Source organism: Streptomyces hokutonensis (assembly GCF_042751305.1).
Lineage (GTDB): Bacteria > Actinomycetota > Actinomycetes > Streptomycetales > Streptomycetaceae > Streptomyces > Streptomyces hokutonensis_A.
Genome location: NZ_JBHYWD010000001.1, coordinates 53,573 through 66,450 on the forward strand (window position 1 = coordinate 53,573; position 12,878 = coordinate 66,450).

A 12,878-nucleotide genomic window follows, 5' to 3' on the forward strand; every position below is an offset into this window, starting at 1 on the left:
CGGTGCCCCGGCACCTTCCTCAGGCCACCAGCCCGCCCAGTTTGCGCAGCGATTCGTTCAGAGCGGCCGTACCCGAGTCCTTCAGCTTGCCCGCCATCAACGTCACCGCCGCACCCGTGAACTCGCCGTCGATACGGACCGTCGTGGCGTCGCCGTCGGGTGTGAGCGTGTAGCGCGTGGCGACGTTCACGGCCATCGGGCCCTTGCCGCGGATGGCCAGCACCCGGGCCGCCTCCACCTCCTCGACGGTCCACTCGACCTCCGCCGGGAAGCCCATCAGCTTCATGTTCTCCTGGAAGGTCGCGCCCGTTTCGAGGCTCTCGGGGCCGCCCTTGGGGAAGTTGGTGTGGGTCGTGTTCCACTCGCCGTACGCGGACCAGTCCGTGAGCTGCGTCCACACCTTCTCGGCCGGGGCCTCGATGCGTGCCTCCGCGCTGATTTCGGCCATACGACCACCTCTTCCTGTCGGGCTACGGTGCTGTCGGGCTACGGTGTCGCGGAACGTAGCCGCAGGGCGCGCAACATTCAATACTGATGAACCGTCAGGAAGTGTCCGCGGGGCCCGCGTTCGGAGCGTGCCGGCTTCGTCGGCGTCGGTTTCGCCGGCCTCAGCCCACGCGCCGTATCACCGCAGCGTCGAACAGGTCCCACGCGCGCGGGTGGGCGCTCTCGTCGTGGCAGTGCCACGCGTCCCAGAACAGGTCGGCGGGCAGTGCGTCCTCCGGGGCGTACACCCGGTACACGTACTGCCTGCCGTCGACCGCCGGCAGTGCCACCAGCCAGCACCTGCTCTCCACGTTCGCGAAAGACGTGCGCCCGGTGCGGCGCGGTTGCGCAAGGGGCGCGCGGCAAGGCGGCGCGCGCCCCTCGGGGTTGAGGCGCGTGATCTCATCCGTAAGGAGGAGATCCCGTCGCCCCGGGTCCACTCTGTGTGGGATGCCGAAATGCTCCCCTCCGGGGATGCCCTCAATGCGGGGGACTGATGGGGTAAGAGTGTGCAACCCCGTATTCCCAGGCAGTCGAACCGCGAGCAGGGCATTCACCGCGCGGACAACGATGCCAGACTCACTGCAGAGCTGGCAGCGGTGGTGGCGGGTGCCCGCCGCCGGGCCCTGCGGGACGGGGACCGGCAGATCGACACGGCCCATCTGCTGCACAGCCTCCTGGAGTCGGACCCCGAGGCACGTGCCGTCTTCGGTGACGGCCCCCAGATCGCCCGACTGCTCGGCTATCTGGTGCAGCGCAGCATCGGCTACGGCCTGCGCTGGCAGGGCAGCGTCGAGGACTCCGGCGCGATCCCCGTGATCCCGGCGGCGGAGGGCTGGTCGCCGCTGGCCGCGGGCGCCCTGGAGTACGCCTGCGAGCGCGCCGAACTCCGCGACGGCGACCTGGCGGGCGGCATCGACCTCCTCGCCGCGCTCGTCGCGGACCCCGAGGCGCGCGCCGTCGAGGTCCTGCACCGCGCGGGCATCGAGTCCCCCGAGGTACTGGTGTGGATCGAGAGCCGGCCGGGCGAGTACGTCGCGGGCGGCGAACCGGGCTGCTGATCGCGCCGGTCGCCGACCGCGCGGAGGCCGTCCACGCGCTGAGACAGGTGTCAACAGGGATGACGCTCATGTCATCCCCTGTCATCATGTGGCCGTGCATACGTCTGAGAGCAGTGCAGCCGGTGGTGCGAAGGGTGTCGGGCTCGGTCTGGCGCTCGGGTCCGCGCTGGCCTTCGGCGGATCCGGAGTCGCGGCCAAACCGCTGATCGAGGCGGGCCTCGACCCGCTGCACGTGGTGTGGCTGCGGGTGGCCGGCGCCTCCCTGGTGATGCTGCCGCTCGCCCTGCGCCACCGCGCGCTCGTCCGCCAACGCCCCGCACTGCTCCTCGGCTTCGGACTGCTCGCCGTCGCCGGCGTCCAGGCCTGCTACTTCGCCGCGATCTCCCGCATACCCGTCGGCGTCGCCCTGCTCGTCGAGTACCTCGCGCCCGCCCTCGTGCTCGGCTGGGTGCGGTTCGTGCAGCGGCGTCCGGTCACCCGCGCCGCCGCCCTCGGCGTGGTCCTCGCGGCCGGCGGCCTCGCCTGTGTCGTCGATGTGTGGTCGGGCCGGAGCTTCGACGCCGTCGGCCTGCTGCTCGCGCTCGCCGCGGCCTGCTGCCAGGTCGGCTACTTCGTCCTCTCCGACCAGGGCGGCGACGCGGGCACCGAGGCCCCCGACCCGCTCGGCGTGATCGCCTACGGCCTCCTCGTCGGCGCCCTCGTCCTCACCGCCGTGGCCCGCCCCTGGACCATGCACTGGTCCGTCCTCAAGGGCGACGCCCACATGAACGGCAACGCGGTCCCCGCCGCGCTCCTCCTCGCCTGGATCGTCCTGATCGCCACAGTCCTGGCCTACGTCACCGGAGTCGTCTCCGTCCGCCGCCTCTCCCCACAGGTCGCTGGCGTCGTCGCCTGCCTCGAAGCGGTCATCGCGACGGTCCTGGCCTGGATCCTCCTCGGCGAACACCTCTCCGCCCCTCAGATCATCGGCGGAGCGGTCGTCCTCCTGGGCGCGTTCATCGCCCAGTCCTCGGCCCCCACGAAGGGCTCGGAGGAACCGGTCGCGACCGGGGGCCGCGAAAGGGAGTTGTCCCGCCGGGGAACGGCTGCCTAGGCTCAAGCCGGGCATGTGGAAGGAGCACCGCATGGGGCTCATGCTCCACCCCGCAGACGGCGACGTGACCAGTCCGGACGTCGAGTGGTCCTACAGCGGCTTCGACGAGTTCAGGCGGTGGCTGGCCCAGGCCGAGGGATTCGACCTCGACGAGATGTACGGCTTCGGCGGAGACCGTCCGTGGAGCAGCGTCGCCACCGCGCTGGAACCGCTGCTCGACCATCCGGACAACGAAGGCCCAGACTTCACGCCCGCGCAATGTGCGGCCATGCTGCCCCGACTGGAAGCCATCGTCGACCAGGGGTGGCACGACGGCGGCAATCCCCTGCTGCTACGCCACATCGCTGACGCGCGCCGGCTGGTCGTCGTGATGCGGCTCTGTCTGCACAAGGACGTCGAGCTCTTTTTCGGCTGACCACAGGCCGCCCCGCACCCTCACCCCTCCCGCCGCCGTACCAAATGCCCCCGCGCCACGTCATCCCGCACCCCACCCCGCTCCACCAGCGCGGCCGCGATGCGGTCCTGAACCTCGGCGGACCGCTTGCCCGCGTACTTGAACTTGGCTCGTACGCCGGTGACTTCGAGGCGTAGGGCGCGGATGCCGGACAGCAGGCGGCCGTTGGGTGGTTCGCCCGGGGCGACCGGGGTGGAGCCGCCCTCGGGCTGGAAGTGGGCGACCTGGCGGTTGAGGAGGGTTGCCTTCTCGGTCGGGTCGTCCACGAGGTGGGCGGTGCAGCGGAGTTGGACGGCCGCGTAGAAGCTGGTCGGGACGCCGTGTTCCGGTGGGACGTCCGGGTCCGCCTGCCAGGGGCCGGGGATGTACACGTAGTCGTCGACGACGCTCAGGACCACCTGGGGGTTCAACTCCAGCGCCGGCCACAGGGGGTTGGGGCGGGCCAGGTGGGTGACCGCCTCGCCGCGCTCGGGGTCGTAGGCGAAGTGGAGGGGCTGGACGAACGGGGGTTCTCCGGGTGGGCCGTTGACAGTCAGTTGGCCGAAGTCGTGGGCGGACAGCCAGTGTTGCCACTCGGCGTCGTCCTGCGGCGCGTCCCAGGGGTGGATGAGCATCACAACACCGACAGGTAGTCCGGGAGTTCGACGGCGGGGGACAGGTCGTCGTTCGGGAGCGGGGTGCCGTAGCCGGTGTTCAGCGGGAGGACGCCGGCCCAGTGGGGGAGGTCCAGGTCCTCGGGCTCGTCGTTGGCGCCGCCGGTGCGGAGCTTGGCGGAGACCTCGTCGAGGTCGAGGCGGATCACCATGGTGGCGGCGAGTTCCTTCTTGTTGCCGGGCCGGGAGTCCGCCGCACGGCCGGGCACGACATGGTCGACCAGCGCGTCCAGGGCCGTCCGCTTCTCCTCGGGGTCCGTCACCTGGTGGGCGATGCCGTGCACCACCACGGAGCGGTAGTTGATCGAGTGGTGGAAGGCGGAACGGGCCAGCACCAGACCGTCCACGTGGGTCACCGTCAGGCACACCGGGAGCCCGGGGTCTGCCTGCCCCGTCATCCGCAGCGGACGCGCACCCGTCGAACCGTGCACATACAGCCGCTCGCCGACCCGCCCGAACAGCGTCGGCAGCACGACCGGCCGGCCGTCGCGCACGAAGCCGAGATGGCAGACGTAGGCCGTGTCGAGTATCGCGTGCACCAACTCCTTGTCGTACGACGCCCGTTCCGCGGAACGCGTGGGGACGGTCAGGTCGGTCGGCGTGTACGCCGCGGGCTGCGGTATGGGCTGCGTGGTGGTCCCCTGCATGACGTTCTCCGTGTTCATCGGTGTTCGAGTTGCGATGTGTATTGCACTAGTGCATAGTTGGATTTGTGCTAGGAGGATATCGGATCGAAGGGCGACGCGCAGCCGACATCGCTGCCGACGTCGAGCGCGCGGTGGGCTCGGGCGAGCTGGAGCCGGGGCAACTGCTGCCGCCGATGCGGGAGTTGGCCGTAGAGCTGGGGGTGAATCCCAATACGGTCGCGGCCGCGTACCGGACCCTGCGGGAGCGCGGGGTCATCGAGACCGCCGGGCGGCGCGGCAGCCGGGTGCGGCCGAAGCCGGCCACGACCGGGCGTGAGCACATTCGCGTGGAGGTGCCGGAGGGGGTGCGCGAGGTGTCCCACGGCAACCCGGATCCCGCCCTGCTGCCCTCCCTCGCCGGGGCGTTCGCCTGGGCCGCCGAGCTGTCCGACCGGGAACCCGTCATGTACGGCGAGGACCCGGTCGAACCGGAGCTGGCACGCATCGCGCGGGCCGCCCTGGACGCGGACGGCGTGCCGGCCGGTCCCGTGGCCGTCGCCTCCGGATCGCTGGACGCCATCGAGCGCGTCCTCGCCGCCCATCTGAAGCCCGGTGACACCGTCGCCGTCGAGGACCCGGGGTGGGGCAGCCTGCTCGACCTCGTTCCGGCGCTCGGACTGCGCGTCACCCCCGTCCGCGTCGACGACGACGGACCGCACCCCGACGACGTGCGCGCCGCGCTGGAGTCCGGCGCGCGGGCCCTGATCGTCACCGACCGGGCGCAGAACCCCACCGGAGCCGTGGTGAGCGCCACGCGCGCGCGTGCCTTGCGTTCCCTGCTCCGCGACCACCCGGAGACCTTGCTGATCGAGGACGACCACGGCCACGGCATCGTCGACCAGCCCCTGCACCCGCTGGCCGGCGCCACCCGCCACTGGGCCTTCGTACGCTCGGTCGCCAAGGCCTACGGCCCCGATCTGCGCCTCGCCGTGCTCACCGGGGACACCGTCACCCTCGACCGGGTCCGTGGCCGCCAGCGCCTGGGTCCTGGCTGGGTCAGCCGGATCGCCCAGCGCGCCGTGGCCCGGCTGTGGGACGACGGCGCGGTGGACACCCCGGCGGTGGCCGCCGCCTACGGCCGTCGCCGGGACGCGCTGATCGCCGCGCTCGCCGACCGCGGGGTCACGGCGTACGGCCGCAGCGGTCTCAACGTGTGGATCCCGGTACCGGACGAGACCGGCGCGGTCTCCCGCCTCCTTCACTCCGGCTGGGCCGTCGCCCCCGGCGCCCGCTTCCGGATGAGCGCACCGCCCGGCATCCGGATCACCGTCTCGACGCTGACCGCCGACGAGACCGGGCGGTTGGCCGAGGCGATCGCCTCCGCGTGCGGCCGGACTCCGATGCGCGGTTACGCGTAGAGGCGTCACCCTGTAGCGCGAGCGGGATGCGACTCCGGCTGTCTCGTAGCATCGCTTACATGTTGAACCTGGAGCGGCTGCGCACCCTGGACGCCCTGGCCCGGCATGGCTCGGTCAGCGGTGCCGCCGAGGGACTGCATGTGACGACCTCGGCCGTGTCGCAGCAGATGTCCAAGCTGGAGCGGGAGGTGGGGCAGCAGCTCCTCGCCAAGAACGGGCGGGGGGTGCGGCTCACGGACGCCGGCCGGCTGCTCGCCGAGCACGCGGGCCGGATCCTGTCCCAGGTGGAGCTGGCCCAGGCCGACCTGGAGGCCCAACGCGGCCAGGTGGTGGGCGAGTTGAGACTCTCCGCGTTCCCGACCGCAGCCCGCGGCCTCTTCCCCGCCGCACTCGCCGCGCTGCGCGCCCAGCACCCCGCGCTGCGCGTCCGCTCCACCGAACTGGAGCCCGAGAGCGGTATCGCGGGCGTCGTGCGCGGCGATCTCGACCTCGCGGTCGTCCTCGACTGGTACAACAAGCCGATGCCGCTGCCCGACGGCCTGGTCAAGGCGCCGATCCTGGACGACCCCGCCGATGTGGCGATGCCGGCCGGGCATCCGCTGGCGGACCGCGACGAGGTCGACCTCGGGGAGTTCGCCGAGGACGAGTGGATCACCTGGGCCGAGGGCGAGTTCTGCCACGAGTGGCTGATGTTCACCCTGCGCTCCCGGGGCATCGAGCCGATCATCGGCCACCGCGCCGCCGAGACGCACACCCAACTGCGGCTGGTGGCCGCCGGGTTGGGCGTCTGCATCGCACCCCTGCTGGGCCGCAGCCCGATGCCCGCCGGAGTCGTCACCGTCCCGCTGAAGCATCCGGTGAGCCGCCATGTCTACGTCGTCTGGCGCGCCGACGCCGACCGCCGCCCCTCCATCCGTGCGGCGGTCGAGGCGCTGCGGGCGGCGGCCGAGACGGTCGTCTGACGTCCTGCCCGGAGCAACTCGCCTACAGCGCCGCCAACTTGCGGAAGTCCCAGGACGTGACCGTGTCCGGCGTCAGCCGTATCCAGGCGTGCCGGCCGTCGTACGGCATCGAGTCCAGGCCGAAGTTCTTCTGCGCGAACAGCTTCTCCACGGCGACGAGTTCGGGACGCGGCTCACCCGTGCGCGGGGACTCGCCCACGAACTCGACGGTCCCGGACAGCTCGACGCCCCGCAGCTCGTCGTAGGCGTGCCCGCCGTCGACGACCACGGCGACGCGCTGGTCGCGGCGCAGATCGGCCCAGCGCTTGCTGCGGGTGATCGAGTACAGCCAGAGCGAGGTGCCGTCCCAGGCGAACCAGAGCGGGCTGACGTGCGGGGCCCCGTCGGCGGAGACGGTCGCGACGCGGCAGGTCCGCTCGGCGGCGAGGAACTCGTCCAGCTCCTCGGGTGTCATCATGATCTTCCGGCCTCGACGCTGAGTGGCGGTCATGCGATCCCCTTCGGCTACGGCGCGAGCGGCGGGCAGCCGCTTCTGACGGTTCGTCAGGAAAGTGGCCGGACGGTCGCCGGCCGTCTTCCGTACGCACGCGATGCTCGTTACTGTCACCCGCCCCGGCCGTCGACGACAAGGGAGAGCCATGCCGTCGCACGCACAACTCAGTGAGATCCTCGACACGGTGAGCACTGTCCTGCTGACCGTCGAATGTCAACAGGGCGTGGTCGGCCCGGACAGCGCGCTGCCCGAACTCGCCCTCGCCGCACGCTCGTCGGGCGCGCTCGCCAACATCGCGCGGCTGGTCGCCGCCGCGCACGAGAGCGGGGTCCAGGTGATCCACGCGCTTGCCGAACGCCGCCCGGACGGCCGGGGCGCGAACCACAACGCCCGCCTGTTCCGCGCCGCCGAACGCCTGCCCGTCCAGCAGCTCTCGGGCACCGCGGCGGTACGCGTGGCACCCCCGATCGAGGTCGCCGAGGAGGACTTCGTCGTACGACGGCTGCACGGCCTGTCACCGATCCAGGGCACCGAAGTCGACGCGCTGCTACGGAACTTGGGCTGTCGCACACTCATCGTGACCGGCGTCTCGGCCAACGTGGCGATCCCGAACGCCGTGTTCGACGCCGTCAACCGCGGCTACACCGTCGTCGTACCGAGGGACGCCATCGCGGGGGTGCCCTCGGAGTACACCCCCGCGATGATCCGCAACACCCTCGCATTGGTCGCCACGGTCGCGACCACGGACGAGGTGCTGGGCTGCTTCAAACGACCGCGCAGGGCCGATCGACGCTGACCGTCACGCCAGCGTGATGGAGTCCCCGGTCACGGTGATCTGCTCGGCGGGCAGCGCCTGGGTCGCGGGACCCTGCTTCACACTGCCGTCGGTGATGGAGAACTCGCTCTTGTGACACGGGCAGCCGATGACGCCGTTGGTGATGGTGGTCACGGCGCAGCCCTGGTGGGTGCACTTCGACGAGAACGCCTTGTAGGTGCCCGCCGTCGGCTGGGTGACCACCACGCCCTGGCTGGCGAAGATCTTGCCGCCGCCCTCGGGGATGTCGGTGGTCTTCGCCAGTTCGGTGCCGCCGGCGTCACCCTGGGCGGTGGACGCGCCGGAGGTGGTGGTGGAGCCCGAGGTGTCCGAGGAGTTCGACGAGGAGTCGTCGCTCGACGAGCACGCGGTCAGCGCGACGGCGAGTCCCGCCGCGCCGACCGCCGCCAACGCGGTGCGACGGGAGGGCGCCGTAACGGGTTCGATCGAATCGCTGGTCATGCTGACGTTCCTTCCAGAAGAAAGCATTTGTGGTCTGCAAAGGGGTACGGGATCCGGATGACCGTCGTTCAGACGGTGTCGAGAGCTTGGCCTGATCGAGATCAGGCAGGCGTAAAACCTCGCTGTCGTTTCGCTGTCGGCCCTGCATAAGGCCTGTACACGCACCCGGTGAAGCCGTGAGTGAACCTCTTTGGCGCGCGCGCCGTTTCCAGTCCCGCCAGGACAAAGCCTCCGCCGCCGACAGGCGTCGGTCGCGGGGGCCCGACGAATGGACGGACTTGAACGAGCAGAGCAAGAGATCTCCCGGCCGGCGGAGCCTGCTGCGCGGCGCCGCGGTGACGGGTTGCGCGATGGCCCTGTCCGTCGCGGGCCACGGCGGCGAGCGCCTCGGCGCACACCGCGCACACCGTGAACTACGTCGCGCTGGGCGACTCGTACGCCTCCGGGCCCGGCATACCGACCCAGCTCGACGCCACGTGCGCGGTCCGACCAGAACTATCCGTCGCTCCTCGCGTCGGCCAGGAACTGGCAGCTGACGGACGTCAGCTGTTCGGGCGCCACCACGACCGCCCTGGCCGGACCTCAGGGCTCGACGGCGCCGCAACTGGACGCCCTCGGCGCGGACGCCGACGTGGTCACCCTGACCATCGGCGGCAACGACATCGGCTTCTCCGGCAACCTGGCCACCTGCGCCGGACTGACGTCCAAGAACCCGACCGGCAACCCGTGCCAGACCTTCTTCACGAGCGACGGCACGGACCGGCTGGCGCTGCGCATCGACGACACCGCTCCCAAGATCGCCGGGGCACTGGCCGCCGTCCACGAGCGGGCTCCCCGGGCCAGGGTCGTGGTGGTCGGCTGTCCCGACCTGTTCCCGGACGACGGAGTCGGCTGCACCAGCTCCGCCGTACCGCTCGCGGCCGGTGACTTCGCCTATCTGCGGGACACCGAGAAGGAGCTCAACGCGATGATCGCCGACCAGGCGTCGGCGCACGGCGCGGCCTATGTCGACACCTAATCCGGCGATGGTCGGACACGACATGTGCAAGCTGGCCGGTGAGCGCTGGATCGAACCCCTGGTCGCGGCGGCGCCGACCGCGCCCGCCCCAACGCCCAGGGCCAGCAGGCCATGGCCGCCGCGGTGGAGAGCTACTCCACTGCGTCGCGTACCGCCGATGACCTGAGTGGGAAAAGATGGGGGCGCCGGCTGTCCCGGCCCTGGTGAGAGCGGGCGCCCCCCACTCCTCATAGAATGCTCACTCCGTGCCAAAGGCGCGTCCGAAGCGGTTGTGGACGGCAAGGCCAGGGAGCCTCGGAGAATGCTCAAGGAAGTCATCGCGACCCGCTACATCACGCCTCTGCGGGAGGGCGGCTCGCTGCCGGGGCTCGTCGAGGGTGACGACTTCGCGCCGTACGTCATGAAGTTCAGCGGCGCCGGACAGGGCCGCAAGACGCTCGTCGCCGAGGTCGTCGTGGGGGAGCTGGCCCGCCGGCTGGGTTTCCGGGTGCCGCGCCTGGTGACCCTCGACCTCGACCCGGTGCTCGGGCTCGGCGAACCCGACCAGCAGGTACAGGAGTTGCTGAGATCGAGCGGCGGCGCCAACCTCGGCATGGACTTCCTCTCCGGTGCCCTCGGCTTCGATCCGCTGGCCTTCACGGTGAGCCCCGAGGAGGCGGGCCGGATCGTCTGGTTCGACGCGCTGGTCAACAACGTCGACCGCTCCTGGCGCAACCCCAACCTGCTGATGTGGCACGGCGACCTGTGGCTCATCGACCACGGCGCCACCATGATCTGGCACCACAACTGGCCCGGCGCGGAGGCATCGGCGGCCCGCCCCTACGACGCCGCCGACCACGCCCTCGCCCGCTTCGCGCCCGACCTCGCGACCGCCGCCGCCGACCTGGCACCGCAGGTCACCGGGGAACTCCTGGCCGAGGTCACCGCCGAGATCCCCGACGCCTGGCTGACCGGCGAACCCGGCTTCGACACCCCGGACCTCCTCCGTGAGGCGTACGTGGCACCCCTCCTCGCGCGCGTGCCCTTCATCCACGAGCGCATCAAGGGACTCCAGTGACCGAGCGCCACATCATCCGGCCCAGCGAGGCCAACGAACGGGACGTCTTCGAGTACGCCCTGCTGCGCGTCGTACCGCGCGTGGAACGCGGCGAGTGCATCAACGCCGGAGTCCTCGTCTACTGCCGCGCCCGGTCCTACGTCGGCGCCCGCACCCATCTGGACGAGGCGAGGCTGCTCGCCCTCGACCCGCAGGCCGATGTGGCCGGGATCCGGGCCGCGCTGGGTGCCGTGGAAGGGGTGTGTGCCGGTGGGGAAGCGGCCGGTCAGGCGGCGCGGGACGATGCCGGGCGGCGGTTCCGGTGGCTGATCGCGCCCCGGTCCACCGTCGTGCAGCCCGGGCCCGTACACACCGGTCTCACCGTCGATCCGGCGGCCGAGACGGAGCGCCTGCTCGGCCTGCTGGTGAGGTAATGAATCACACCCGGCTCATGTGGCGTTGACACCGAGTGCCAGGGCTTCTAGCGTCACGTCTGCCGAAGGTACTAAGCGGTCGCTCACCGGCGGGCCGCAGATTTCCAGGGCGAGAGATTCTCAAGGGCGAGGAGAGCCAGCAATGTCCACCACTGAGCAGCGGGTCGCGATTGTCACCGGCGGGGCACGGGGCATCGGCGCCGCCACCGCCGTACGCCTCGCGGCCGAGGGCCGTGCGGTCGCCGTGATCGACCTCGACGAGGCCGCCTGCAAGGACACCGTGGAGAAGATCACCGCGGCCGGCGGCAAGGCCCTCGCGGTCGGCGCCGACGTCTCCGACGAGGCGCAGGTCGAGGCCGCCATTGCACGCATCGTCGCCGAGCTGGGCGCGCCGACGATCCTGGTCAACAACGCGGGCGTGCTCCGCGACAACCTGCTCTTCAAGATGAGCGTCTCCGACTGGGACACCGTCCTGAACGTGCATCTGCGCGGCTCGTTCCTGATGACCAAGGCCGTCCAGAAGCACATGGTCGACGCGGGCTTCGGCCGTATCGTCAACCTCTCCTCGTCCTCCGCCCTCGGCAACCGCGGCCAGGCCAACTACTCCGCCGCCAAGGCCGGTCTCCAGGGCTTCACCAAGACCCTCGCCATCGAGCTCGGCAAGTTCGGCATCACCGCCAACGCCGTCGCCCCCGGCTTCATCGCCACCGACATGACCGCCGCGACCGCCGCCCGCGTCGGCATGGGCTTCGAGGACTTCAAGGCCGCCGCCGCCACCCAGATCCCGGTGCAGCGCGTCGGCGAGCCCGACGACATCGCCAACGCCGTCGCCTTCTTCACCAACGAGGCGGCCGGCTTCGTCTCCGGCCAGGTCCTGTACGTCGCCGGCGGACCGCTCAACTAGGGAACACGGGAACACGCGAAAATGACTGAACTGCCTGAACTCTCCGGCAAGGTCGCCGTCATCACCGGCGCCAGCCGCGGCATCGGCTACGGCGTCGCCGAGGCCCTGCTCGCCCGCGGCGACCGGGTCTGCATCACCGGCCGCAACGAGGACGCCCTTAAGGAGGCCGTCGAGACGCTCGGCGCCGACCGCGTCATCGGCGTGGCCGGCAAGGCCCACGACGAGGCCCACCAGGCCGTCGTCGTCGAGCGCACGATGGAGGCCTTCGGCCGCGTCGACTACCTGGTCAACAACGCCGGTACGAACCCGGTGTTCGGCCCGATCGCCGACCTCGACCTGAACGTCGCGCGCAAGGTCTTCGAGACCAACGTCATCTCGGCGCTCGGCTTCGCCCAGAAGACCTGGCACGCCTGGCAGAAGGACAACGGCGGCGCCATCGTCAACATCGCCTCCCTCGCCGGGATCTCCGCCTCGCCGTTCATCGGCGCGTACGGCGTCAGCAAGGCCGCGATGGTCAACCTGACGCTCCAGCTGGCGCACGAGTTCGCGCCCGGCGTACGGGTCAACTCCATCGCCCCGGCGGTCGTGAAGACCAAGTTCGCCGCCGCCCTGTACGAGGGCCGCGAGGCGGAGGCCGCCGCCTCCTACCCGCTGGCCCGGCTCGGTGTGCCCTCCGACATCGGCGGTGCCGCCGCCTTCCTGACCTCGGACCAGTCCGAGTGGATCACCGGCCAGACCCTCGTCGTCGACGGCGGCATCCTCCTGAACGCCGGAGTGGCCTGACCCGACGACCCGGGCGCCGGTTTCTTTGCTGTTCCCTGTACGGAACCGGCGCCCGTGTCGAGGTACGAAAACGCGCACAGCGGACTGACAACGTCGTCATAAAACCGCTGATCAAGTGCCCCGTCCGAACCTTGCTCAACCGGCCGGGGCACTGCGGTATGGTCTGCCGACCCTTGGTATG

General features: G+C 71.0%; 17 protein-coding genes. 11 read left to right on the plus strand and 6 right to left on the minus strand.

All coding sequences use genetic code 11. The annotated features are described in order from the left end of the window. Nucleotides 1–19: 19 nt before the first annotated feature. Both ACFXC1_RS00240 and ACFXC1_RS00245 read right to left on the minus strand, forming a co-directional pair. Nucleotides 20–448 carry a type II toxin-antitoxin system Rv0910 family toxin gene (locus tag ACFXC1_RS00240; RefSeq protein WP_381236685.1) on the minus strand — a complete coding sequence of 143 codons (429 nt, stop codon included), beginning with the start codon at nt 446–448 and terminating at the stop codon, nt 20–22. 160 nt (nt 449–608) lie between these two features. After that, a complete protein-coding gene (locus tag ACFXC1_RS00245) occupies nt 609–776 on the minus strand; it encodes a hypothetical protein (RefSeq protein ID WP_019071081.1) in 168 nt (55 codons plus the stop codon). Between the two features lie 219 nt (nt 777–995). On the opposite strand from ACFXC1_RS00245, the gene ACFXC1_RS00250 reads away from it, so the two are divergent. From ACFXC1_RS00250 to ACFXC1_RS00260, 3 genes are all read left to right on the plus strand, one after another. Beyond that, nucleotides 996–1,547, plus strand: a complete 552-nt coding sequence (locus tag ACFXC1_RS00250; RefSeq protein WP_381236688.1) for a Clp protease N-terminal domain-containing protein — start codon at nt 996–998, stop codon at nt 1,545–1,547. A gap of 88 nt (nt 1,548–1,635) precedes the next feature. After that, on the plus strand, nt 1,636–2,640 hold the full coding sequence (locus tag ACFXC1_RS00255) for an EamA family transporter (RefSeq protein ID WP_381236691.1): 1,005 nt from the start codon (nt 1,636–1,638) through the stop codon (nt 2,638–2,640). A 31-nt stretch (nt 2,641–2,671) separates the two neighbouring features. Beyond that, entirely contained in the window at nt 2,672–3,055 is a 384-nt protein-coding gene (locus tag ACFXC1_RS00260; protein WP_381236693.1) for a hypothetical protein, read from the plus strand. Nucleotides 3,056–3,075: 20 nt separating this feature from the next. On the opposite strand, the gene ACFXC1_RS00265 is transcribed toward ACFXC1_RS00260, so the two are convergent. Together ACFXC1_RS00265 and ACFXC1_RS00270 are read right to left on the minus strand one after the other, a co-directional pair. Then, nucleotides 3,076–3,708, minus strand: coding sequence for an FMN-binding negative transcriptional regulator (locus tag ACFXC1_RS00265; RefSeq protein ID WP_381236695.1), 633 nt, complete (start codon nt 3,706–3,708; stop codon nt 3,076–3,078). Then, entirely contained in the window at nt 3,708–4,394 is a 687-nt protein-coding gene (locus ACFXC1_RS00270) for a pyridoxamine 5'-phosphate oxidase family protein (RefSeq protein ID WP_381236698.1), read from the minus strand. Before ACFXC1_RS00270 ends, ACFXC1_RS00265 begins: the two co-directional genes overlap by 1 nt. A gap of 65 nt (nt 4,395–4,459) precedes the next feature. Between ACFXC1_RS00270 and ACFXC1_RS00275 the strand changes: the two genes are divergently transcribed. Further along, nucleotides 4,460–5,791, plus strand: a complete 1,332-nt coding sequence (locus ACFXC1_RS00275; protein WP_381236700.1) for an aminotransferase class I/II-fold pyridoxal phosphate-dependent enzyme — start codon at nt 4,460–4,462, stop codon at nt 5,789–5,791. Nucleotides 5,792–5,850: 59 nt separating this feature from the next. Beyond that, entirely contained in the window at nt 5,851–6,753 is a 903-nt protein-coding gene (locus tag ACFXC1_RS00280) for a LysR family transcriptional regulator (protein ID WP_381236702.1), read from the plus strand. Nucleotides 6,754–6,775: 22 nt separating this feature from the next. Here the strand turns inward: ACFXC1_RS00280 and ACFXC1_RS00285 are convergent, their stop codons facing one another. Beyond that, nucleotides 6,776–7,243 carry a pyridoxamine 5'-phosphate oxidase family protein gene (locus ACFXC1_RS00285; protein ID WP_381236703.1) on the minus strand — a complete coding sequence of 156 codons (468 nt, stop codon included), beginning with the start codon at nt 7,241–7,243 and terminating at the stop codon, nt 6,776–6,778. A 148-nt stretch (nt 7,244–7,391) separates the two neighbouring features. Between ACFXC1_RS00285 and ACFXC1_RS00290 the strand changes: the two genes are divergently transcribed. Then, entirely contained in the window at nt 7,392–8,042 is a 651-nt protein-coding gene (locus ACFXC1_RS00290; RefSeq protein WP_381236705.1) for a cysteine hydrolase family protein, read from the plus strand. A gap of 3 nt (nt 8,043–8,045) precedes the next feature. Here the strand turns inward: ACFXC1_RS00290 and ACFXC1_RS00295 are convergent, their stop codons facing one another. Next, complete coding sequence (locus ACFXC1_RS00295) at nt 8,046–8,522, minus strand: Rieske (2Fe-2S) protein (protein WP_381236707.1); 477 nt, start codon at nt 8,520–8,522, stop codon at nt 8,046–8,048. Nucleotides 8,523–9,054: 532 nt separating this feature from the next. Here ACFXC1_RS00295 and ACFXC1_RS00300 point away from each other — a divergent pair. The 5 genes from ACFXC1_RS00300 (at nt 9,055) to ACFXC1_RS00320 (ending at nt 12,697) form a co-directional block, all read left to right on the plus strand. Next, the gene (locus tag ACFXC1_RS00300) at nt 9,055–9,540 is read left to right on the plus strand and encodes an SGNH/GDSL hydrolase family protein (protein ID WP_381239361.1); all 486 of its coding nucleotides are present in this window, start codon (nt 9,055–9,057) and stop codon (nt 9,538–9,540) included. A gap of 301 nt (nt 9,541–9,841) precedes the next feature. Beyond that, nucleotides 9,842–10,597, plus strand: coding sequence for a HipA family kinase (locus tag ACFXC1_RS00305; RefSeq protein ID WP_381236709.1), 756 nt, complete (start codon nt 9,842–9,844; stop codon nt 10,595–10,597). Beyond that, on the plus strand, nt 10,594–11,010 hold the full coding sequence (locus tag ACFXC1_RS00310) for a DUF3037 domain-containing protein (RefSeq protein ID WP_381236712.1): 417 nt from the start codon (nt 10,594–10,596) through the stop codon (nt 11,008–11,010). The genes ACFXC1_RS00305 and ACFXC1_RS00310 overlap by 4 nt, the downstream gene beginning before the upstream one ends. A gap of 142 nt (nt 11,011–11,152) precedes the next feature. Further along, on the plus strand, nt 11,153–11,914 hold the full coding sequence (gene fabG, locus ACFXC1_RS00315) for a 3-oxoacyl-ACP reductase FabG (RefSeq protein WP_262061757.1): 762 nt from the start codon (nt 11,153–11,155) through the stop codon (nt 11,912–11,914). A gap of 21 nt (nt 11,915–11,935) precedes the next feature. Further along, nucleotides 11,936–12,697, plus strand: a complete 762-nt coding sequence (locus ACFXC1_RS00320; RefSeq protein WP_381236715.1) for an SDR family oxidoreductase — start codon at nt 11,936–11,938, stop codon at nt 12,695–12,697. Nucleotides 12,698–12,878: the final 181 nt, after the last annotated feature.

Coding starts and splice junctions, on each gene's coding strand:
- ACFXC1_RS00240 (WP_381236685.1), bottom strand. CDS start 448: ATGGCCGAAATCAGCGCGGAGGCACGCATCGAGGCCCCGGCCGAGAAG.
- ACFXC1_RS00260 (WP_381236693.1), top strand. CDS start 2,672: ATGGGGCTCATGCTCCACCCCGCAGACGGCGACGTGACCAGTCCGGAC.
- ACFXC1_RS00265 (WP_381236695.1), bottom strand. CDS start 3,708: ATGCTCATCCACCCCTGGGACGCGCCGCAGGACGACGCCGAGTGGCAA.
- ACFXC1_RS00270 (WP_381236698.1), bottom strand. CDS start 4,394: ATGCAGGGGACCACCACGCAGCCCATACCGCAGCCCGCGGCGTACACG.
- ACFXC1_RS00280 (WP_381236702.1), top strand. CDS start 5,851: ATGTTGAACCTGGAGCGGCTGCGCACCCTGGACGCCCTGGCCCGGCAT.
- ACFXC1_RS00285 (WP_381236703.1), bottom strand. CDS start 7,243: ATGACCGCCACTCAGCGTCGAGGCCGGAAGATCATGATGACACCCGAG.
- ACFXC1_RS00290 (WP_381236705.1), top strand. CDS start 7,392: ATGCCGTCGCACGCACAACTCAGTGAGATCCTCGACACGGTGAGCACT.
- ACFXC1_RS00295 (WP_381236707.1), bottom strand. CDS start 8,522: ATGACCAGCGATTCGATCGAACCCGTTACGGCGCCCTCCCGTCGCACC.
- ACFXC1_RS00305 (WP_381236709.1), top strand. CDS start 9,842: ATGCTCAAGGAAGTCATCGCGACCCGCTACATCACGCCTCTGCGGGAG.
- fabG (WP_262061757.1), top strand. CDS start 11,153: ATGTCCACCACTGAGCAGCGGGTCGCGATTGTCACCGGCGGGGCACGG.
- ACFXC1_RS00320 (WP_381236715.1), top strand. CDS start 11,936: ATGACTGAACTGCCTGAACTCTCCGGCAAGGTCGCCGTCATCACCGGC.